The 22495-nt window shown below is 52.0% G+C and carries 18 protein-coding genes; 13 read left to right on the forward strand and 5 right to left on the reverse strand.

Going from position 1 to position 22495, the window contains the following annotated elements; translation table 11 throughout:
- The gene (locus ACOQPU_RS07515) at window positions 1–975 is read left to right on the forward strand and encodes an ornithine carbamoyltransferase (protein ID WP_420644506.1); all 975 of its coding nucleotides are present in this window, start codon (window positions 1–3) and stop codon (window positions 973–975) included.
- A gap of 48 nt (window positions 976–1023) precedes the next feature.
- On the opposite strand, the gene ACOQPU_RS07520 is transcribed toward ACOQPU_RS07515, so the two are convergent.
- On the reverse strand, window positions 1024–2325 hold the full coding sequence (locus ACOQPU_RS07520) for an IS701 family transposase (RefSeq protein ID WP_420640693.1): 1302 nt from the start codon (window positions 2323–2325) through the stop codon (window positions 1024–1026).
- Window positions 2326–2521: 196 nt separating this feature from the next.
- Between ACOQPU_RS07520 and ACOQPU_RS07525 the strand changes: the two genes are divergently transcribed.
- The 12 genes from ACOQPU_RS07525 to ACOQPU_RS07580 all read left to right on the forward strand — a co-directional run bounded on the left by ACOQPU_RS07525 (window position 2522) and on the right by ACOQPU_RS07580 (window position 17359).
- Window positions 2522–3997: a pyridoxal-phosphate dependent enzyme gene (locus tag ACOQPU_RS07525; protein WP_420644507.1), complete on the forward strand. Its 1476-nt coding sequence runs from the start codon at window positions 2522–2524 to the stop codon at window positions 3995–3997.
- Between the two features lie 122 nt (window positions 3998–4119).
- The gene (locus tag ACOQPU_RS07530) at window positions 4120–5352 is read left to right on the forward strand and encodes an ABC transporter permease (protein WP_420644508.1); all 1233 of its coding nucleotides are present in this window, start codon (window positions 4120–4122) and stop codon (window positions 5350–5352) included.
- Window positions 5349–6299, forward strand: a complete 951-nt coding sequence (locus tag ACOQPU_RS07535) for an ABC transporter permease (RefSeq protein ID WP_420644509.1) — start codon at window positions 5349–5351, stop codon at window positions 6297–6299. Before ACOQPU_RS07530 ends, ACOQPU_RS07535 begins: the two co-directional genes overlap by 4 nt.
- 69 nt (window positions 6300–6368) lie before the next feature.
- Window positions 6369–8462 (forward strand): BMP family protein, encoded by a 2094-nt coding sequence (locus tag ACOQPU_RS07540; protein WP_420644510.1) that lies wholly within the window; start codon window positions 6369–6371, stop codon window positions 8460–8462.
- A 60-nt stretch (window positions 8463–8522) separates the two neighbouring features.
- Window positions 8523–9788 (forward strand): amidohydrolase family protein, encoded by a 1266-nt coding sequence (locus tag ACOQPU_RS07545; protein ID WP_420644511.1) that lies wholly within the window; start codon window positions 8523–8525, stop codon window positions 9786–9788.
- A gap of 34 nt (window positions 9789–9822) precedes the next feature.
- Window positions 9823–11391: an ABC transporter ATP-binding protein gene (locus ACOQPU_RS07550; RefSeq protein WP_420644512.1), complete on the forward strand. Its 1569-nt coding sequence runs from the start codon at window positions 9823–9825 to the stop codon at window positions 11389–11391.
- Between the two features lie 164 nt (window positions 11392–11555).
- Entirely contained in the window at window positions 11556–14132 is a 2577-nt protein-coding gene (gene xdh / locus ACOQPU_RS07555) for a selenium-dependent xanthine dehydrogenase (RefSeq protein ID WP_420644513.1), read from the forward strand.
- 3 nt (window positions 14133–14135) lie between these two features.
- Window positions 14136–14420, forward strand: coding sequence for a hypothetical protein (locus ACOQPU_RS07560; protein WP_420644514.1), 285 nt, complete (start codon window positions 14136–14138; stop codon window positions 14418–14420).
- A 91-nt stretch (window positions 14421–14511) separates the two neighbouring features.
- On the forward strand, window positions 14512–15516 hold the full coding sequence (locus ACOQPU_RS07565) for an LLM class flavin-dependent oxidoreductase (protein ID WP_420644515.1): 1005 nt from the start codon (window positions 14512–14514) through the stop codon (window positions 15514–15516).
- A gap of 173 nt (window positions 15517–15689) precedes the next feature.
- Window positions 15690–16475, forward strand: a complete 786-nt coding sequence (locus ACOQPU_RS07570; RefSeq protein ID WP_420644516.1) for a hypothetical protein — start codon at window positions 15690–15692, stop codon at window positions 16473–16475.
- Window positions 16476–16481: 6 nt separating this feature from the next.
- On the forward strand, window positions 16482–16988 hold the full coding sequence (locus ACOQPU_RS07575; protein ID WP_420644517.1) for a Rab family GTPase: 507 nt from the start codon (window positions 16482–16484) through the stop codon (window positions 16986–16988).
- A 5-nt stretch (window positions 16989–16993) separates the two neighbouring features.
- Window positions 16994–17359 carry a hypothetical protein gene (locus tag ACOQPU_RS07580; protein WP_420644518.1) on the forward strand — a complete coding sequence of 122 codons (366 nt, stop codon included), beginning with the start codon at window positions 16994–16996 and terminating at the stop codon, window positions 17357–17359.
- 15 nt (window positions 17360–17374) lie between these two features.
- On the opposite strand, the gene ACOQPU_RS07585 is transcribed toward ACOQPU_RS07580, so the two are convergent.
- The 4 genes from ACOQPU_RS07585 to ACOQPU_RS07600 all read right to left on the reverse strand — a co-directional run bounded on the left by ACOQPU_RS07585 (window position 17375) and on the right by ACOQPU_RS07600 (window position 22482).
- Window positions 17375–18661: a DEAD/DEAH box helicase gene (locus tag ACOQPU_RS07585; RefSeq protein ID WP_420644519.1), complete on the reverse strand. Its 1287-nt coding sequence runs from the start codon at window positions 18659–18661 to the stop codon at window positions 17375–17377.
- 196 nt (window positions 18662–18857) lie between these two features.
- Window positions 18858–20357 carry a metal ABC transporter permease gene (locus tag ACOQPU_RS07590; protein ID WP_420644520.1) on the reverse strand — a complete coding sequence of 500 codons (1500 nt, stop codon included), beginning with the start codon at window positions 20355–20357 and terminating at the stop codon, window positions 18858–18860.
- Window positions 20357–21688 carry a metal ABC transporter permease gene (locus ACOQPU_RS07595; RefSeq protein WP_420644521.1) on the reverse strand — a complete coding sequence of 444 codons (1332 nt, stop codon included), beginning with the start codon at window positions 21686–21688 and terminating at the stop codon, window positions 20357–20359. Before ACOQPU_RS07595 ends, ACOQPU_RS07590 begins: the two co-directional genes overlap by 1 nt.
- The gene (locus ACOQPU_RS07600; protein ID WP_420644522.1) at window positions 21688–22482 is read right to left on the reverse strand and encodes a metal ABC transporter ATP-binding protein; all 795 of its coding nucleotides are present in this window, start codon (window positions 22480–22482) and stop codon (window positions 21688–21690) included. Before ACOQPU_RS07600 ends, ACOQPU_RS07595 begins: the two co-directional genes overlap by 1 nt.
- Between the last annotated feature and the right edge of the window lie 13 nt (window positions 22483–22495).

Here is a 22495-nt window from a genome sequence, read left to right on the forward strand (position 1 = left end):
ATGCAAACTCACCTTCGCGGACGCGACATGATTACCACTCAGGAATGGACTAAAAGCGAAATTGATACCATCATTGATGTTGCCCTAGACTTAAAACGGAAGCGGGCAATGGGTATGCCTCACGCAGTTTTGCGCGACAAAGTGCTTTCCATGCTCTTCTTTTTTACCAGCACTCGCACCCGCAACAGTTTTGAAGCAGGTATGGCCCAGCTTGGGGGCCATGCCCAATTTATCGATGAAAAAACTACCCAGATTAGCCACGGCGACACCGGCAAAGAAATTGGCGAGATTTTAGGTCGTTACAATGACGGGATTGCTATTCGCCAATGTGATTGGGGAGTTGGGAATGATTACATTCGTGGCGTCGCCGATGCAAGCCGCGTTCCTGTGCTAAACATGCAGTGTGACCACTTCCACCCTTTCCAGATTTTGGCCGATTTACTCACAATTATTGAGCACAAAGGCGATCCACGCGGCAAGACAATTAACGTCAGCTATGCCTACGCCAAAAGCTACCAAAAACCTATGAGCGTGCCCATCAGCCTTATTTTGCTCATGACGCGCTTCGGTATGAACGTCCGCCTCACCCATCCGCCGGAATTTAATCTCATTCCCGAATATGTAGAGCAAGCCAAAGAAAACGCACGTAAGTCGCACGGCTCATTTGAAATTTTGGATGATTTTGATGCTGGCTTCAAAGATGCTGATATTGTTTATCCCAAAGCGTGGGGGTGTATGTTGACAACGGAGAATTTAGAGGAGTCAGCTGAAATCAGCAAGAAATACACCGATTGGATTACCGATGAACGGCGCATGGCCTTGGCTAAAGATGATGCCATCTACATGCACTGCCTGCCTGCTGACCGCAATATCGAAGTGACTGATGGCGTGATTGATGGCCCCAATAGCGTCGTATATGATGAAGCTGAAAATCGCCTGCATGTGCAAAAAGCGGTGATGGCTTTGACTATGTAATTGAGTAACTGTGTAAATGGTTTGCTACCTAATTTGACAATGTTAGATTCACGGGCCACGAGCCTTTCTAAGCCGTGACTTTCGTGAGCGAGTACGATTATCCAAGTGTTTGACAACCAATTCAGCCGCCTGGCGTGACGACAACTGCGGCAACGGCAACGCGGCTCGTAGCAAGGTACGAACGTTAACAATCGATAAATTGGGCAAAGTATCCGTTTCGTAGGCAGCCAACAAAGCCGGGTCACGAGGATATGCCTCCGTCCACTCGAGCAAGGTTTCGGTGATGAAGGCACTGGCCATGATGGTCAAGGCGAGATGGTGAACCCAGGCAGGGTACTTCTGGGCCTGAAATTCATCCCACCCCAACTCCGATTTGGCGTCCTGATGGGCCCGTTCGATGAAGTAGCGATGCGACTTGTGCCGGGCCATTGTCTCCAGAGGAATATCAGCCGGGGCATTGCTCAGTGAATAAGTAACTTTACCGTTGGCGCGGCGGATCAGCAGCCATTCCTGGCGGCAACTTCCCTCTTCACTGACGGTCCACACCCGTTGCCGGGCAAATTGGGCAGTGAGATGGCCCCGTTCATGTGGACGAAGGGTGATGGCGGTGAATGAGAACGCCGATGCCAGTTGTTCAGGTGTGGTCTGACTGCCTAACACAGTAATTTGGACATGCTTGCGCTTTGGTTCCCGGATGACCTGAGGTTTCTCCAGATAAAGCGACAAGTTGCAGGGAATATCGGCAAAGTATTGGATGGACAGCTGGTCTAATTCAGCCCGCAACCAGTGGCTGCGGCCATACAAGCTGTCGCAGTCAAAGGCGTCAAAGGCGACGCCATTGGCCAGGACCCGCTTGACCATGACCAGTACCAGTTCGATCTTGGTCTGAAATTCCCGGTCAGCGGGGATGGCTAGCTTGTTGCGTCGCCGCGCATAGGCCGGGGTGAACCATTTTTCTGGCAAGTACAGTTCGCCATCAATCCAGGTGCGGTAGCCATCTTTGGCCAAGGCCAAAAACACACCCACCTGACTCATGTCAACTTTTCCCAGGCGACCATTGTGCTGCCGACTGCTGCCGGCGCTGCCATCACCGGCCTTCTCCTCTGCACTTTCATCAGCAATGAGGACACTGCCTTGCTGGTAGTGGGGCAAACTGCTGATATCTTGTTGCAGGACGGCGATCAAATCGTTCCCGGCCCAAGGTGAATCGGCGATGAATTGTTGCAGATTTTGTTCGGGGATTCCCGCTACACGGGCAATCCCGCTGATATGCCGGTTGCTCTCCATTCGTAACAAGCCACTCAGGTAATGATAGCCATATTCACTGGTATCGCGTGTCTTGGTTTTCATCCAATAACGATAACGTTCATGATACTGGTCAAGCCGCTCACCCAATTTATCGATAGCTGCTTCATTTAGCCCCCACTGGGCTAACCGTGAAGTTTTTTCTTTTCCATTTTCAAATTTTACTGATATTGGCTCTCACGAGCCTAATTTAACATTGTCAAACTAATTACATTTTTACTTAATTACCAAATTACCTAAAATGATTGATTTACAAACCCGCAATGAAGATGCGCTTGGCCGTACAGTTGAACGAGCAAAAGAGCGCAATATTATTATTCCTACGTTCAGCCAAATGCGAAATCCGCGTCTGATTCCTGATCGTATTCGCCAAAAATTGCATGAGGTTGGCCTCTGGGATTTGAATCCCCTGAATTTGTTCCGCATCAATTGGCACAATGAACCAGTGGCCAGGGGTGGCGATTACGGTGGCGTTAACTATCTGGAACTGCCATCTGCCTTAACGGGTGTAGAGGCTCGTATTGTTTTAGTTGTTGGCAAATGGTTTCCCACGGGTGCGCACAAAGTCGGTGCGGCCTTTGGCTGCTTAGCCCCCCAACTGGTCACTGGCCAGTTTGATCCCACTACGCAAAAAGCGGTTTGGCCCTCCACGGGCAACTATTGCCGCGGAGGAGCCTACGACTCGAATCTGCTTGCTTGCGAATCCATTGCTATTTTGCCAGAAGGTATGAGTAAAGAGCGATTCGAGTGGCTGGCTCAGGTTGCTGGTGAAACGATTAAAACGCCCGGTTCTGAAAGTAATGTAAAGGAAATTTTTGATAAGTGCTGGGAGTTAAGCAACTCCGGCGAAGATTTGGTGATTTTTAACCAATTCGACCAACTAGGAAATTATCTGTGGCATCATGAGGTAACTGGCCCTGCGATAGAAGAGGTGCTGAAATATATCATGGGTCCGGAGGATCGTTTTCGTGGTTTTACGGTCACGACGGGTTCAGCAGGCACCATTGCAGCGGGCGACTACTTGAAGAAGCTGTATCCGCAAAGCAAGATTGCTGCCAGTGAAGCGTTGCAATGCCCCACCTTGCTTAATAATGGGTTTGGGGCGCATCGTATTGAGGGCATTGGTGACAAGCACGTGCCGTGGATTCACAACGTGAAAAATACGGACATGGTCATTGCCATTGACGATGCAGCCAGCATAGCGTTAACACGCTTGTTTAACGAACCTGCTGGGCAAGAATATCTGGTAGAACAAGGGATTTCGGCTGATTTGGTGAGCAGGTTGTCGCTATTGGGCATTTCTGGCATTGCTAACATGCTGTCTGCCATTAAGTTTGCCAAGTATTATGAGCTAACTGGGCAGGATGTGGTGATGACGGTGGCAACTGACTCTATGGAGATGTACCAGAGTCGTTTGGAAGAGTTGAACGAGGCGGAGGGGGCATTTACGGCCGTTCACGCCGCCGTTGCTTCTGAAAGGTACTTGTTGGGTCAGTCTGTTGATTACATGGAAGAGTTGACGTATTACGGCCGTAAACGAATCCATAACCTGAAATATTACACCTGGGTTGAGCAGCAAGGGAAAACATACGAAGAAATTCAGGCCCAATGGTACGATGACAGCTATTGGGAAAGCATCCCCGCTAAAGCTGGCGAAATCGACAAATTGATCGAAGACTTCAACGAGAGAACGGGTCTGCTCCAGGAAATGTCATAAAACAATTGTAATTGGGTGGAATGCTCTAAAATTGCGCTCCACCCGATTTTATGGCTGCACTATTACAATTGCATACTCTGCGAAAGCAACCGGAAAGAACTTGCAACTGAGGAGGAAAGAGCGTGCAAAAAAACAGGTTCGATAGCGTCTTTTTTCAGCGTCTATACGACGCGCTGCTGCCATTTGCGGCCGTTTTGGCTGCGTTTCTCATTGGTGCAGTGGTACTGCTATTGCAAGGCGTCAATCCGATTGAAGCGTATCAGGCATTGTTTGTTGGCGCATTTGGCAATAAAAATGGCCTCTCAGACACGCTCGTAAAAGCGATCCCCCTAATGTTGGTGGGATTAGGCATTGCCATTGCTTTTCGTGGCGGTGTCATCAACATTGGTGCTGAAGGCCAAATTATTGTTGGATCGCTGCTAACCACCTTTTTGGTGGTGCAAATGGGCGAGAGCATCCCGGCCTTTTGGGGGATTGTTATTGGCATGATTGCCGGGGCGTTTATGGGTGCCATTTGGGGAGCCATTCCAGGGTACCTAAAAGCCAGGCTGGGCGTCAACGAAATTCTGAGTACCATCATGATGAACCAGATCGCCATCCAGATTGGCTTTTATTTGTTGCGTGGCCCCATGATCGATCCGGCTGAGGTGGAAGCTGGCACCAACATTCCCCACTCGGCCCGCCTGGCACGACTGTATGATTTACCACGCTTTACCGATTTGGCCCAATCGCTTGGTCTCACAAAATCAGCCGAAGAGCTTGGCTTAACTGGCTACACGGCCGAATTATATGGCGTCCTTGTAGAGCCTTCGCGACTGCATACGGGATTTTTCTTGGCCGTGGTTGCCGCCATTTTGGTATATGTACTGCTGTGGCGCACAACCATTGGCTATCGCATCCGCTCTGTAGGGTTAAACCCCCATGCTTCTCGCTACGCCGGGATGATGGTCGAGCGCACGATGATTCTCTCGATGACGCTCAGCGGTATGTTTGCTGGCCTGGCTGGCGCAGTTGAAATTTTAGGATTGCACCACCGCATGTTTGAGCCAACGGCCGTTTCCGCAGGGTACGGGTTCTCTGGCATTGTGGCCGCACTATTTGGCAAGCTGCATCCACTCGGCATTATCCCCTCCTCTATTCTGTTTGGTGGGCTATTAGTAGGCGGCGACAAGATGCAGCGCGCCGTGCAAATTCCCCAGGTTTTGATTACAGCTATTTTGGGGTTGGTCGTCCTCTTTGTAGTAAGCACCGATTATTTTGTGCGCAAGCGGGCTAATCGGCGTGTTTCTACGGATAACACCGCACCGCCTCCAAAAGATGAAGATGCCCAATTAAGCGTAGAGGTGCAATCATGAACAATGGCGATCTAACCACACTCACCATTCTTGTTGGCATTTTGCACTCTGGCATTCGCCTGGCCACCCCTTACCTGTACGCCGCCATTGGCGAAATGTTCTCGCAGCGGTCTGGTGTACTAAATCTAGGTGTAGATGGCATCATGCTGATGGGTGCCTTCTTTGGCTTCTTCGCAGTTTTCAGAACCGGCAGCTTGCTGCTTGGCGTGTTGGCTGCAGCCCTCGTTGGTGGGCTAATGGGTCTGATTCTCTGTGTTGCCAGCATCACCTACCAGGCGGAACAAGGCATCAGCGGCATTGGTCTATTCATGTTTGGCCTGGGAGCTTCCAGCCTCTTATTTAAAACAATGCTGGGAACTGTAGAGGGCATTCAAGGATTTTCTGAATTACGATTCTGCGTAGGGAATTTTTGTCTGGCCGACATTCCCGTAGTTGGTGAAATTTTCTTAAACCACAGCTTGATGACGTATGGGGCCTTTGCGTTGGTGCCGCTTTCATGGTGGGTGCTTAACAAAACCACCTGGGGCCTCAAGGTTCGTGCAGTGGGCCAAAACCCGGAGGCAGCCGACTCTTTGGGCATTAATGTGGTTCAGGTGCGGTATACGGCCGTTACCCTCGGTGGCGTTTTGGCAGGCGTGGCAGGGGCGTCGCTCTCGATTTCATTGCTGGGTATCTTCCAGGAAAATTTAACCAATGGTATGGGCTTTATTGCCGTTGCCCTGGTCTATTTTGGTAGCTGGAAGCCCGTGGGGGTACTGCTGGGTGCCCTCTTGTTTAGCACCGTCAACGCCTTGCAGCTTTGGGTGCAGGTGCTAGACCTCAACATCCCTTCCGACGTGGCCGTCATGCTGCCTTATTTACTCACCATTGTTGCCCTGGCCCTGCCGTTCCGTCGTGCATTGCAGCCCGCCATGCTTACGAAGCCGTTTACACGTGGAGAAAACTAATGCAGGGATTGGAGAAACCCAACCCTTGCTGAAGTTCTTTAGCATAAATATACCTTTAAGGAGAAGGAAATGAAAAACAAAAGATGGTTTTTACTTAGTTTAATGCTGATTTTTAGCCTGCTGCTGGTTAGCTGCGGCGGCGGTGACGATTCAGCCGATTCTGACACAACAGACAGTACCGACACCACAGAAAGCAGTGATGCTGATGAGGAAATGGCAGAAGAAACGGAAGAAACGGCCGTTGAAGACGTTTCTGCTGAAGCTGATGTGGCTGACATTGAGCAGATTCGCATTGCCATTGTCATGCCCAGCACCATTACTGACCTTGCCTGGAGCCAGGCCATTTACGATTCGTTACTGCGCCTGCAAGAAGAAGCAGGTGGGCCAGACGTAATGGAGCTAGCCTACACCGAAAATATGTTTAACGTTACGGATGCGGCTGCCGCCCTGCGCGACTATGCCGCCGATGGTTACAACATCATCATTGCCCACGGCACACAGTACGGCACCTCCATGTTTGAGATTGCCCCCGACTTCCCGGAAACTACTTTCGCCTGGGGCACGGCCACCGACACAGGTGCAGACCAAGGCTTAAACAATATATTTGCTTATGAAGCCCGTGCAGAAGAAGGCGGCTACGTCAATGGCGTTTTGGCCGCAAGCCTGTCTGAATCTGGTGTGATTGGCGTGGTTGGCCCGGTAGAGGCTGGCGATGCCAAGCTGTACATTGATGGCTTTGTGGCTGGTGCCATGGCCGCTAACCCTGATGGTCAAGTGAACGTATCCTACACTGGCTCTTTTGGCGATACCGCTCTAGCCGCTGAAGCAGCCAACACACATATCCAGGCAGGTGCCGATGTACTCACCGGCTCTGCCCAGCAGGTGGTTGGTGCTATTGGTGTTGCCAGTGAACAAGGTATCCCGTGGCTTGGCACCCAATCCGACCAAAGCCCAATCGATGCCGACGTGGTTGTCGCCTCCCAACTATACAATTGGGACGGCGTTATGAGCGACATCATCAACAAGCATCAGTCAGGCGAGTACGGTGGCTCTGCCTACGCCCTCACCCTGTCTAACGGCGGTTTGGTGATGGATTATGCCGATGGATTGGATGCAGATGCCGTCGCTGCGGCAGAGACGGCCGTTAGCGACATTATGGCAGGCGGTATTGATGTCAATGCCATCATTGCTGGTGAAGCCCCCGCCGCTGGCGATGACGAAGCAATGGATATGGATTATCCTGAATTAGAGCCCGTGCGCGTGGCCCTGGTTATGCCCAGCACCACCACTGACCTCTCCTGGAGTCAATCTATTTATGATTCGCTAGTTCAGTTGCAAGATCATTACGGCGAAGAAAACTTTGAGATTGCCTTTACCGAGAATATGTTCAACGTGACCGATGCTTCTGCCGCGATTCGTGACTACGCAGCCGACGGCTATGATCTGGTTATTGCCCACGGAGCGCAGTACGGCACGTCGCTCTTTGAGCTGGCACCGGACTTCCCAGAAACCAGCTTTGCCTGGGGTACAACGACCAACACAGGTGAAGAAGAGGGTGTTACCAACGTCTTTGCTTATGAGCCACGTGCTGAGCAGGGTGGCTATGTGAGCGGTGTGGTCGCCACGTACCTGACCGAAGCCAACATTATTGGTTTGGTTGGCCCGGTAGATGCTGGGGATGCCAAGCTGCATGTAGATGGCTTCCTGGCAGGCGTACGTGACACAAACCCGGACATCCAGGTAAATGTTTCCTTTACCGGTTCCTTTGGCGACACGGCTTTGGCCGCTGAAGCTGCCAATACCCAAATTGCTGCTGGCGCAGACGTGCTCACTGGGTCCTCGCAGCAGGTAGTTGGTGCCATTGGTATCGCTTCCGAGCAAGGTATTCCGTGGCTGGGTATTCAAGCTGATCAAAGCCCGGCTGGTCCAGACGTGGTGGTTGTTACAGTGCTATATGATTGGGTTCCCACCATCTTGGAAATGCTGACCTCCAATCAGGCAGGTGAGTATGGCGGGCGCGTCTTGCAGCTCACTTTAGCCAATGGTGGCCAAACGATGGTCTACGATGACAGTTTGCCCGCTGAAGCCATCGAAGCAGGCATGGCGGCTGAGGCAGGAATCATCGACGGCAGCATTGAAATTGTGGCTGACCCACGTAACTAACTTTTAGCAAGACCTGTCAGATGTCCAGACGCTACTCGCGTTAGCAGCAAGCTCCAGTAAATGCCTGACAGGTCTTTCCCAAACAGTATGGACCTTGTCATTCGCAACGGCCGTTCCGATAGCGGCCAGCCAATTGAAGTGGGTATTGAAGCGGGTGTGATTACGGCCGTTTCTGATAGCTCGCTGCCATCAACCACTCAGGAAATTGACGCCAGGGGTGGCATGATCTCCCCTGCCTTTATTGAATCTCACTTCCATTTGGAAAATGCGCTGCTGTGGGATGGACTCATTAACCAAAGCGGCACGCTAGAAGAAGCGATTGAGATTTATGCGAAGGTAAAACACGATCTGACCGTTGAAGATATTGTGGAACGTTCCGGGTATGTGGTGAAAACGGCCGTTGCCAATGGCACCCTCTGGCTGCGCAGCCACGTTGACATCGATCACATTGCCAAGCTGAGCATTTTGCGCGGGGTTGCTGCCGCGCGAGAGGCGTACCGCCACCTGATTGACATTCAGCTCATAGCCTTTCCGCAGCTAGGTCTGGCGCAAAATCCTGAAGCGGTTGAAATGATGTGGCAAGCTATGGAAAATGGCTGCGATCTGGTGGGCGGGATGCCCCATGGCGAAAAAACGATGGATGATGCCGCCCGCCACATCGAAATTGCGTTTGAGATTGCCCAAAAATATGATGTGGATATTGATATGCACATCGATGAAACGGACGATCCGTATTGGCATTCGCTGGAGCTGCTGGCCGAGAAAACAATCGAAACAGGCTGGCAGGGGCGCGTCACAGCCGGGCATTGCTGCGCCATGTCTGCCTGGGGTGATGGAATGGCGGCGCGGATCATCGACAAGGTGAAATTGGCAAATATTCACGTTATTACCAATGCCCCCATCAACAGCATGTTAGAAGGGCGGCACAGCGGCTACCCGAAGCCGCGCGGCATTGCTCGCGTCAAGGAACTATTGGAAGCCGGGGTTAATGTCGTCTGTGGCCAAGACGATCTCCAGAATATGTTTTATCCTTTTGGCAAGATGGACCCACTGGAAGTAGCTCTGATTACTGCACATTTGGCCCATTTGGGCGCACCACATGAAATTGAAGCAGCCTTCAACATGCCGCGCTACAATGCTGCCCGAATGTGGGGGCTTGATGATTATGGTGTTACCGTTGGTGCAGCCGCTAATCTGGTTATACTGGATGCAGAAACGGCCGTTCAAGCCCTGCGCCGTCAACCACCCAATCGGACTGTGATCCGGCAGGGGCGTGTTTTGAGTGAGACGAGAGCAGAAACAGTTTGGTGTATTAAGAGAGAGTAGGGAGTAATCTAATCTCTATCAACAGAGGAAGTTCATGAACGAAAACGGCGAAAAGAAGAATTACCTACCCTCTGGCTTGCCCCGCATTGAGTCACTAGAGATGCGCGGTATTGTAAAACGATTCCCAGGCGTGCTGGCCAATGATGATGTCAACTTTGCGGTGAAGGCTGGTGAAATTCACGCCCTGCTGGGTGAAAATGGTGCCGGCAAAAGCACGTTGATGAAAATTTTGTATGGTCTGTATCAGCCTGATGGCGGGGAAGTGTTCCTCAATGGCAACCCCATCACCATCAATTCGCCAACCGACTCAACCAAACATGGCATCGGCATGATTCACCAACATTTTATGCTGGTTGATAATATGACCGTGGCCGAAAATGTTGCTCTCGGCTTGCCATCGTCGCGCGCACCTCGCCTGGATTTAGATGTGGTGTCTGCCCGCATTCGAGATTTGGCTAGCAAATACAATTTGCAAGTGAACCCAAATACCATTGTGGGTAAGCTGGCCGTTGGGCAGCAGCAGCGGGTGGAAATTTTGAAGGCACTTTACCGAGGCGCGGCTTTGCTGGTCTTGGATGAGCCTACGGCCGTTCTCACGCCGCAAGAGGTAGATGACTTGTTTGTTATCTTCCGCCAGATGGCTGCCGATGGGCACGCTCTCATTTTTATCTCCCACAAACTGAACGAAATTTTTGCCCTGACCGACCGGGTGACTGTACTGCGAGACGGCCGTGTGGTGGGCACACGCCTCACCAAAGACGTAACCAAGAAAGATTTGGCCAACATGATGGTGGGCCGCGAGGTGCTGCTAGAGCGCGTGCGCCCTGAACGGGAGCTAGGCGATGTTCGCCTGAAGCTGGAAAACGTGACGGCCGTCAATGAAGATGGCCAGCAAATCCTCAAAAATGCCTCCTTCGAGGTGCGCAGCGGCGAAATTGTGGGGGTGGCGGGCATATCTGGCAATGGGCAACGGCCGTTGGCGCGCTCGATTGCTGGTTTACGGGTGGTAAATAACGGCCGTATCACCCTGGAAGGCAAAGATGTTACCAACCTTTCCCCGGCCGCAATGTATAAAGAAGGCCTCTCCTACATTCCCGAAGAACGCATGCACGACGGCGTGGTGAAAGATTTTTCGGTAGCCGAAAATATGATTCTGCAAGATCACATTCGCCGCCCATTCAGCAAAGGCATCTTTCTAGACTTCAAATATATTGCTACCCATGCAGGCGAGTTAATTAGAAATTTCCGCGTGAAAACACCTACCCAGGAAACGCCCACCAAAAATCTGTCTGGTGGCAACATCCAAAAGCTCATCCTGGCACGTGAGCTAGCCCGCCAGCCGCGCCTGCTCATTGCCGCCCAGCCAACACGCGGCGTAGATATTGGTGCCACCGAGTACATCCACAACCAGCTCCTCAAATACCGCAGCGAAGGGTTAGCCACGCTGCTGATCTCCGAAGATTTGGACGAGGTGAAGGCGTTGTCCGACCGCATTGTGGTGCTCTACGGCGGCGAAATTATGGGCATCGTGAATAATGACGATGTCACAACTGAAGAGCTTGGCCTGATGATGGCTGGCGAACGTCGCGAAGAATTTGCTTGATTCTATAGTCACGCCAGAAGTGTGGACTAACGAGGCTGGCGCACTGGCGAGTATGGAATGTTGCTCCCCGACATTCTCTCATCTGCCAGCCATCGAGTGGGGCATTCATACTTTGTAATCGGCTGTTGCTGAACGGCCGTACAAACTCTTACCCGGAGGCATTTATGAAATTTACACTCAATGGCGAAATCGTTGAATATGAAGGTGATCCAGAGCTGCCGTTGCTCACCTACTTGCGTGAAGAAGCAGGCATTCTCTCTGCCAAAGATGGCTGTGCCCCCCAGGCGGCCTGCGGCTGCTGCACCGTGCAGCTAGAAGACAAAGCCGTGCTTTCCTGCGTCACCAAAATGAGCCGCGTAAAGGGTAAAGCCGTCACCACCACCGAAGGCTTGGGCGAATATCGGCAAGAAGTGTTTGCCAACTCTTTTGTCTCCTGCGGTGGGGTACAGTGCGGTTTCTGCATTCCCGGCATCGTGATGCAGTCCAACGTCCTCATCAATAAAAACCCCGAACCCAGCCGTGCCGACATTGAAAAAGCACTCACCCCTAACCTGTGCCGCTGCACGGGCTACAAAAAGATTGTGGATTCGGTTGAGATGGCAGCGGAGGCCATTCGTAAGGAAGAAGAGGTAAAGCTGCCAGAGGGAAACGGCCGTATTGGTTCGCGTCAGCCCAAATACCATGCGGCAGACCTGGTGCTGGGCCGGCATCATTACACCGATGATATTCGCCTGCCCGGCATGAAAGTTGGTGCACTAAAATTTAGTGACCATCCCCGAGCCACCGTACGCAAAATTGACATCAGCGCAGCGGAAAAAATGGATGGCGTCATTCGCATCTTTACCGCCAAAGACATTCCTGGCGACCGGCAAATTGGCCTCATCAAGCAAGATTGGCCCATGATGATTGCCGAGGGTGAAACCACCCGATACGTTGGCGATGTGCTGGCACTTGCGGTGGCAGAAAGCGATGCACTCGCCCGCAAAGCCGTGGCTGAGATCGAAGTGGATTACGATGTTCTAGAGCCAGTCACCGACATGCATGAAGCCCTCAAGCCGGATGCCCCCAAGATTCATCCACAAGGCAATCAGCTTTCGCGCAGCTACACCAGCCGGGGCGATATGGCAGCAGCCGAAACCAGCTCGGCATACATCGCGCAAGGCATTTTCGAGACCCAGATGATTGAGCATGGCTTCATGGAACCAGAGTGCACGGTGGCACGGCCGTTCGACGATGGCATTGAGGTTTTTTCCAGCGGCCAGGGCGTTTTTGACGACCGCAAACAGGTCGCCAAAATCCTGGAACTGCCGTTAGAAAAAGTGCGCGTGATTCTGGTGCCAAATGGCGGCGGCTTTGGCGGTAAAGAGGATTTGACCACGCAAGGTCATGCTGCGATGGCCGCTTACCTCATGCAGGTGCCAGTCAAGGTACGACTAACCCGCGATGAATCGATCGCCATGCACCCCAAACGCCACCCTATCTGGATGGATTACCGCGTTGGCTGTGACGCCAACGGCAAACTCACCTTTGTCAAAGTGAAATTTGTCGGCGATACCGGTGCTTACGCCTCCGTGGGCATGAAAGTGCTAGAGCGTTCTGCTGGGCACGCTACAGGTGCGTACAACGTGCCTGTAACCGATGTGGAAGCCATCGCTGTCTACACGAACAATCTGCCCTGTGGTGCCATGCGCGGCTTTGGCGTGAATCAAAGCGCGTTTGGATTTGAGTCACTCATTGATGAGCTGTGTGAACAAGGCGGCTTCGACCGCTGGCAATTCCGCTACGACAACGCCCTGCAAGATGGTGACATGACCGCAACCGGACAGATCATTGAAGGGGGAGCAGGCGCGCGCCAGACGCTGCTGGCCGTCAAAGATGCGTATGATGCCGCTGAATACAAGGGAATCGCCTGCGGCATTAAAAATACAGGCATTGGCAACGGGATGCCCGATGAGTCGAAAGCGCGGGTACAAATTTTAGCCCCAGACAAGGTGTTGGTAGATCATGGCTGGACAGAAATGGGCCAGGGGGTCAATACAGTGGCTCAGCAAGTGGTCTGCAACGAAACGGGCATCGATCCAGGCTGCATCGAAGTGCGGGTAGACACGGTTTCTGAGCAAGAAGCGGGCATGACTACTGCCTCCCGCGCCACTTCACTGGTGGGCAACGCGCTCATTGACGCCTGCAAGCAGCTCAAAGAAGATTTGCAGACGCATTCGCTGGACGAACTTGTTGGGCGCAGCTACGAAGGCCATTTTTGTGTCGATTGGACAACCAAGCCGGGGGCGATGGTAGAAAAGGTGTATACCCATTACTCTTACAGCTACGCTACCCAGCTTGTAACCTTGGGTGACGACGGCCGTATTCAAAAAATCACTGCCGCACACGACGCTGGCAAAATCTTCAACCCCACCCTCTTTGAGGGGCAGCTTGAAGGATCGATTCACATGGGTTTGGGATATGCGATTAGCGAGGAGTTGGTGATGGAAAACGGCCGTCCCAAAACCACCCGACTGCGCGACTGCGGCATTCTGCGCGCCAAAGAGATGCCAGAAATGGAAATCATTGGCGTAGAAGTGCCAGACCCCTACGGCCCCTACGGTGCTAAAGGCGTGGGTGAAATTGGCCTTGTACCAACAGCCGGAGCCGTCGCCAATGCCCTCTACCAATATGACGGTGTCCGTCGCCACAAATTGCCTATGCGAATCCCCAAACGCGGCTTGAAGAAAAGGGTAGTTTAAATTATGACAAAATGGGAATACTGTGCTCTCGGGGCACTTAAAAGTGGAACTCTATCTGAGATCAAGGGACATTATCCCAAATTGATTTTCTTTTCAGAAGATGGTTCTAAAGATTATGATGTTGAACATGTAAATGACTGGAAGCCAAAAGAAGAATCTGTAGTAAAAGCTATCGCTTGGCTAGGAAATGAGGGTTGGGAAATGGTTACTTCTAGTCCGGTTGGAGGTAACACAATAGGAGATTCTACAAGATACACCTACCTCTTCTTCAAGCGACCTAAACCGTAGTAGAGTGAGCAAAATCTAATTTTTGAAGTCCTCAGCCTAAAATATTTCGCCTTTTTAGAAAGGCCAATATTCTGGATCATAGGAGAAGAAAATGTCAAAAGACCGCGTAGCACTTTATTTACAGGATGCCCATGACATTCGTGAAGGCATCGAGCTGTGCAAATATGCAGAAGAAAAAGGATTTGAAGCCGTCTGGCAGGCAGAAAGTCGTCTGGTGCGGGACGCCATTGTGCCCATGGCCGCTTTTGCTGCCCACACTACCACGCTAAAGGTTGCCAGTGGCGTGACCAACAACTGGACACGAAACATTGGCCTGCTGGCCGCCACCTTTTTGACGCTCGATGACCTGGCTGAAGACCGCATTATCTGCGGCATTGGCGCCTGGTGGGACCCGCTGGCGAGCAAAGTGGGTATCAATCGCCGTAAGCCGCTTTCGGCCATGCGGGAGACGGTTGAAGTATTGCGCAAACTGCTCAACATGGAAACTGTGACCCATTTTGGTGACTTTCATCATGTCGATGGCATTCAGTTGGATGTGGTACACGGCCGTAAAACCCCACGTAACGTTCCCATCTACATTGGGGCAACAGGCATGAAGATGATGGAACTAACAGGAGAAATCGCTGACGGGGCTTGTCTCAACTACCTGGTACATCCAGATTACAACTTGCGGGCAATGGATGCCCTAGAGCGCGGCGCCAAGAAAGCGGGTCGCTCGATTGACGATATTGATCGGCCCCAGCTTATGATTTGTTCCGTCGATACCGATCGAAAGAAGGCATTGGACGGGGCGCGCAAGATGATGACCCAATATCTTGGCCAGCAGCCCCACCTGATGAAAGCCAGCGGCGTCAGCCAGGAATTGCTGGATGAAATTCACCAGGTACTCACCTGGCCAGCCACCGAAGAAGAGATCGAAGGTGCGATGCACTTGGTACCAGATGACGTAGTGCAAATGTGTACCGCCAGCGGCTCCCCAGAAGAGGTTAAAGCCAAAGTGCGCGAATATGTAGATAATGGCTGCACCTGCCCCATCCTCTACCCCTTAGGCGATCCAAAGTTGATGATTGACATCTTTGCCGACGGCTACAGTTAGGAACCGGTAATCAGTTAACAGTAGGTCAGTAATCGGTCAGCCTATTGCCGGAAAAACTGATTGCTGGCCACTGACTTACTGTTAACGGGCACACGTTTTGTTTTACGCCGATTTAACTGCCGCATACGGCCGTTGCCTGCTATACTCATAGTACTGTGATACTACTGGAGCGTATGGAAACTATGTTAGATTGGCTAAAACGTCTGTTGGGTGGCGCACCCACACCGCAGGAAAAACCCCCTTTGCCACCACCTACAAAACCGCCGGTGCGTGAAAATATGGCCGTTGCCCCACCCCAACCTGCCGTGGCAAAACGGCCGTCTCCGCCCCCACAACCTGAAATCGTCACCTCTGGCCAAACGGCCGCACAACAATTCTTGGACAAGCTACAAGACAAAATTGGCAAATTGGCAGACGATTTTGCCAGCGGCAACATCAATCGGCAGCAATTTCAAAAGCTGTATGCTCACTACCAACGTGAAATGCGTGCCATCGAAACCCTCATCGAAACCGACCAGGGACAAAGCGAATTGGGTGACGCTTTTCAGGAAGGCGAAAGCGTACTCATTCGGCAGCAGCATGCCGCCAAAGCCAAGGGGTATGCCATTTATGAGAACAATTCCGGGATGCCACTGAGCACTCTCGGCAAATTTGAGGTCGATCCCGCCCTTTTTGTGCCGATGCTCTCCTCGTTCCGCTCAGCGACAGAAGAGATTTTCGGCGGGGGAATGCAAGCAACTGCCATTGAAGGTGGCCGCTGGCTTTGCTTTGTACCCGGCGAAATGACCACCCTGATGGCCATTTTTACGGCCGAACCAGCCAACAGGCAGCTAGACTTTTTAGAGCAGCTGCACCGCCTCTTTGAAAAAGCCAACCGAAAAATGCTCAAAAATCCACCCGTAGATGCTGGCGAACTTGTATTTCCTCATGAGCATTTTCTGGGTAAGTGGAAGCGATAAGCAGCAATGGCAACTTCCATTCCTCTGCTAAAAATTGTCGTGGCTGGCGACGGCAACGTGGGTAAAACTTCGCTCATTCGCCAATATTGCGAAGGGCGTTTTGAGCAATCCCGCGTGGCCACCATTGGAGTCGATTTTCAAACCAAAACCATAGAAATTAAGGGCCACACCATTAAGCTGTCCATTTGGGATATGGCGGGGCAGATTCATTTCCAATCGGTACGGACAGGCCTTTATCGCGGCAGCAGAACGGCCGCTCTTGTCCACGACGTCACCAATCCAGACTCATTGGCTCATTTGCAAAGCTGGTATGATGAAATTACGGTCGTCGTGCCGCAGCAACGCTTTTTGGTTGTAGGCAACAAAATTGATCTCATGCCCAATTACGACTCGTCTGAAGCCAAAAGATTCGCCGCCTCTATCAAAGCACCCTACCTCGCTACCAGTGCTAGCAGCGGGCACGGTGTGCAAAAAATGTTCCTCGGCATGGCCTACCTGGCACTAAAAAAGTAATCCCGATGGATTCAGGCAAATTAATTCAATTTAGCAAATGGCTCTTTTGGCTGAATGCGGCCGTTTGGCTGGCTCTTGCCATCTGGACAATGACAGCATTCTTTAATAATGGAGCACGCGACACTCTCACATTTCTGATTATTGGCATTTTGATGCTGGGGAATGCAGCCGCTTTCCTTTGGTGCAGTCGTGCCGTGCAAAAACAGGCAACCTGGTATCGTTTTGCAATAATGGCCATCCTGGCAGTAAACATCTTATTGACCTTCACTGACCAGTTTGGCCTGTTTGACTTCCTGACCCTGCTGCTAGACCTCATCCTGTTGGGCCTTGTGCTGGTTTTGCACCGGCAGCGATCTCGGCATTGGTTGTAACTCTCTGAGTAAGAATTAGCGTGATCTAGACGGATTGTTTCTGCCTCCGCCCCGACGACGCTGGCCAGACGGCCGTCTTTTAGCCCGCGAACGACGCGAGTAATTACTGTGAGATTTGCCACCGCCACCGCGTTCTGGCTGCTTGTCTTGTCGGGAAGCAACCGCCTTTTCAGGCTCGAAGTTGCCGTAATCAAAGTCGGGCCAGCGGCGTCTCTCTAGCCGCAGCTTCAGTGCCCGCTCAATATCTCGCACCATTGCGGCATCATCGTCGGTGGCAAAAGTGAACGCATCCCCCTCTAAGGCTGCACGACCAGTACGGCCGATTCTGTGCGTGTAAGCATCTACCGTGTCTGGCATGTCAAAGTTAATGACGTGTGAAATTTCCGCCACGTCAATGCCCCTGGCAGCAATGTCTGTCGCCACCAAAATATCATATTTGCCACTACGAAAGCCATCCATCGCCTTCTGCCGCCGATTTTGTGACATATTGCCCTGCAATGCTTCCGCTTTGAATCCTTTTTTTGCCAAATCACGCGCCAAAAAGCGTGCCCGCCGCTTGGTGCGCGTAAATACCAGCACCCGCCCGGTTGCCATCCCGTCTAGCATGGTAAACAGCAGCTTTTTCTTCATTCCTTGCGGCACGGGGTATAGCGCATGGGAAACTGTTTTGGCTGGGGCGATGAGCCCAATTTGCACCGTGAGGGGATCATCCAAAATCTCGTCCGCTAAATGACGAATGTCGTCTGGCATCGTCGCGGAGAAAAAGAGGGTTTGCTGCCGCTGTGGCACCAGCTTGAGAATACGACGTATGTCTGGCAAAAAGCCCATATCGCACATGCGGTCTGCCTCATCCAAAACCAATACTTCCACGTTGGAAAGATTAATGTATTTATCGCCGGCTAAATCGAGCAGGCGTCCGGGGCAGGCAACCACAATTTCCACGCCGCGCCGCAGGGCATCGAGCTGCGCTTTTTTACCAACGCCGCCATAAACTGTGGTGCTACGAATTTTGGTATATTTGCCCAGGTCAACGGCCGTTTGGTGGATTTGTTCGGCTAGTTCGCGGGTCGGAGCCACAATCAAGGCGCGCACCTGACGTAAGGGACCTGTCGTTAATCTTTGCAGGATTGGTAGAAGGAAAGCGGCCGTTTTTCCCGTACCTGTCTGTGCCAACCCCAGCAAATCATTCTCAGCCAGAACATGGGGGATGGCTTGGTGTTGAATGGGGGTTGGCTCGGTAAAGCCCATGTCCCGGATGCCCGCTTCCAAGCGCGGGTCAAGCGAAAATTGCGAAAAACTCATTGAAATTGCTCCTTGCCTGCTTTGAGCCAAGTTACAATCTCAGCCCCGCTAATAGTCTTTAAGTCTGCTTGTAATGCGTCGTTGATTTACAAGCAGAATGTGCCAGTATAAGCGGTTTGACCATAGTGCGCCAATAATAGTTTCAGCTCGATCAGAGTATTGCCAAGACTCTGAATCCGTTTTCCGTTCCAAAAAGCTACTGGATTACCGTCTCACGCGCCAGCTGGGTCTCCCGGAAAACGCGCACGCGATTTTTGCCTTTAGACGTCAGACGCACCATATTACCTTGCACGTGAACATAGCTGCGCGCTTGTAAGTTATTGATCATTCGCCTGGTCTTCTGCGGCGACCAGCGAAAATGCGCATAGAGCGTTTCGATGGCTAACTCCTCTTGCTCCCGGCTGGTCCCTTCGTGGTTGTGAATGTGTGCCAACACCACCTGGTTATCAAAACGATGCCGCTGTCTTCTTCGCCGCAACAGGGTAGAAACCAGGCCATACTTTGGCGAAAGAACCCAGGAAACCAGAAAAAAGAAGAAAATCATCAGCACCATTGAGGCAGAAATGGATGAATCCCAATCTTCTAGCAAATTCAGGTTAAACAAACGGTTCAGTCCAACCAAAATCGCGTCGAGTTGGAATAACCCCAAAAAAGTGCCTCGCGCTAAATCATAGCCAAAATATGCTCCAACTGCCCCAATAACCGAGCTATACACAAGCATACGGGTGAGATTGTCTGTTAGTAGATAGGCTGCCGCAGGCGGGATAATGAAAAAGGCAATCACCAAAATGGACCCAACTGCCTCAAACGCACCAACGGCTACCAAACTGACTGTGATCATCAAGGCGTAATTCAGCAGAGCGGGCCAGAAGCCCAAGGCTGCGGCCAATGCTGAATCAAATGTAGAAAGTTTTAACTCTTTGAAAAATAGCGTGACAAAAAGAATCGTCAGCCCGGTAATGAGCAGCATCACGGTAATCGATTTGGGCCAAAAGATCAGCAAAGGTTCCGACGCCACCAAACCGGCTTGCCAAGCCAATGCCGGGGTGTAGGTGCCACAGTTGCCACACGCTTCAACAAACTCAGCCCCCTCATCGCGAGGGGAAATGGCCAATTCACGACAGTTAATGCAGCGTCGGCTAATTTCTGCGCGGGGATCGTCAGGGGTGATGGTCACTGTTTCGCAGTTGGCCAGGCAGTGGCTGTTGGTGTCGGCCCAGGCGACACCGATTTCCCCCACCATGACGGCATCCTCATCTAAATGAACGTCCTGAACGTAGCGTGAAACCAAAATCACAGCAACGGCAAAAAGTAACGGAAAAGCCAATCCCAACGCTGCATCTTGCTTTACCAAACCAGAGCGGTAGATTGCCTCCGTTAGCACAACCGTGGCTACGCCAGCCAAAGCAGCCCCAATGATTAGCCAAGGAGAGCTTAAATCTGGCTCCTGCTGAAAAAATGAGGTCATCACCAGGAAGGCCACTACAATGCCGAGCAGAACGGTATGGCTGATGGCATCACTGGTCAGGGACATGCCGCGCAACAAGAGGAAGGTGCCCAGCAGCGCACCCGAAATCGCAATCAGGCCGCCGATGAGTGTGGCTGTGTTTTGGGGATCACGAAAAAAGGCGTTGACGGCCGTATGGTCAAAAAAGTTGAGCAAAAAGGAGATGAATAGTTGTTCAAGCTGGTACATTAGCGAAGCCCCTCTCCCAATTTTTGTTCGAGCTGGGCAACGGCCGTTTCCGGTAAAAGCTGGCGAATATCCTGCTGGCGATCTTCGGCAATCAGGGGAAGATTTAAGGCGTCATTATATTGACGGTATAAATCCCACAACAATGCATTTTGGGCTTGACGGGCGGCGACATCTGCCCCCTCAGTCGTAAGCTGCCAGCTATCGCCCAGTTGCTGCACATACCCTTGGCGCAATAGCTGCGCTAACCCAAGATTGGTGACGTTGCCACTCACGCCAAGGAGGAATGTTTGGGGAACGGCCGTATCCAGCGAACCATGATCATAGGCATAGTGGAACAAATCGTTCAGCACCGTTTGGGCCGCAAAGCGTCGTCGATCGCCCCGCTGCCGCAGCAACGACCAAACCAAACCCCGCCCCGGCGCAAAACCAATTGAAAGCAACACCAGCAAAAAGGCAACCACAATGATCATTGGGCCAGTCGGCACATCTGTATCCACAGCACTGATAATGGCTCCTGTACCGCCAGCAAATGCACCAAAAACGGCCGCTAAAATCACCATCTGGGTGAGTTTGTTGGTCCACTGGCGAGCCGCAATGCCAGGGGCAATCAGCATCCCCACCATCAAAATCACGCCAGCCAATTGCAAGCCCAGCACAATTGCCACCACAATAAGCGTAGACAGCAACATGCTGAAAACGTTCACCCGAAAACCATTGGCCCCAGCAAACTCAGCATCAAACGTGATTAATTTAAACTCCTTCCAAAAGAGTGCCAAAAGCACAAAGGCAACGGCTCCCACGCCAGCAATCAGCCGCACATCGTTTTCCACAATGGCCGCCGCCTGCCCAAAGATAAATGTGTCTAGCCCGGCCTGGCTAGCGTCTGGTCGGGCTTGAATGTAGGCCAACAGCGCAATACCAGCCGCAAACCAGGTTGCCAGCACCACCCCCATGGCCGTGTCCTGCTTTATCCGCGTGGTATTGGTAACTGTGCGAATAAAGTGAACACCAATCCAACTAGCCACAAAGGCCCCAATGAGCAAAAAGCCCAGCTCTCGGCCAAAAAGCAAAAAGGCGATAGCTACGCCGGGCAAAGCCGCGTGTGAAAGGGCGTCTCCCATTAAACTTTCCTGACGCAGCACGGCAAAACAGCCCAGCACACCACTCACCACCCCCAAAAGCGAGCCGCCGATGGCAACGGTACGCAGCGTATAATCGTAACGAACATCCAAAACGAACTGGCTAAACGGCAAAAACAGAATCGCTATCAGGGCAACGCTGCCGATCAGCAGCCAAACCCGCCGATCTTCTTTAGAAAGCCCAACCAACATCAGCCAATCTCCACAGGAAGCGGGGCGTTGTCTTCATGAAGGTAAGAAACGCGCCCACCGTATGTTTTGCGTAAGTTGTCTGGGGTAAACGTTGTGCCAACAGGGCCACTGGCGACAACCTCAACGTTTAATAAAGTCACCCAATCGAAATATTCCTCTACCGTTTGCAGATCGTGATGCACAACCAAGACGGTTTTCCCCCGCTCTCGCAGCTCCCGCATAATGGCAATAATGGCTCGTTCGGTAACCGCGTCAACGGCCGCAAACGGTTCATCCATAAAGTAGATTTGGGCATCTTGCACCAAGGCTCTTGCCAAAAAGGTGCGCTGCTGTTGCCCACCAGAAAGTTGGCTAATTTGCCGATTAGCAAAATCTTGCAACCCCACTTGCTCCAGGGCATTCATGGCCAGTTGGCGTTCTTTGCGGCCCGGACGACGAAACCAGCCCAGCTTGCCGTAAAGCCCCATCATCACCACGTCCAGCACCGAGGTGGGAAAATCCCAATCGACGCTGCCACGCTGTGGCACGTACCCTACAAAGCTGCGTGCTTTTTCGTAAGGCAAACCATAAAAGCGCACGGTGCCAGCAGCACGAGGAATGAGCTTGAGAGCCGCTTTAATCAGGGTGCTTTTTCCCGCACCGTTGGGGCCAACGATGGCCATCAAGACGCCCTCTGGCACTTTGAGATCAACATCCCAGATGGCGGGTTTACTGTTGTAGGCAACGGTCAGGTCATCGACGACCAAAGCGACGGTTGATTTGTTGGCAACGGCCGTTTCGTGTTTATCTTCCATTCGTTTTTCCCTT

The sequence above is a fragment of the Candidatus Leptofilum sp. genome (genome assembly GCF_965223285.1).
Lineage (GTDB): Bacteria > Chloroflexota > Anaerolineae > Promineifilales > Promineifilaceae > Leptofilum.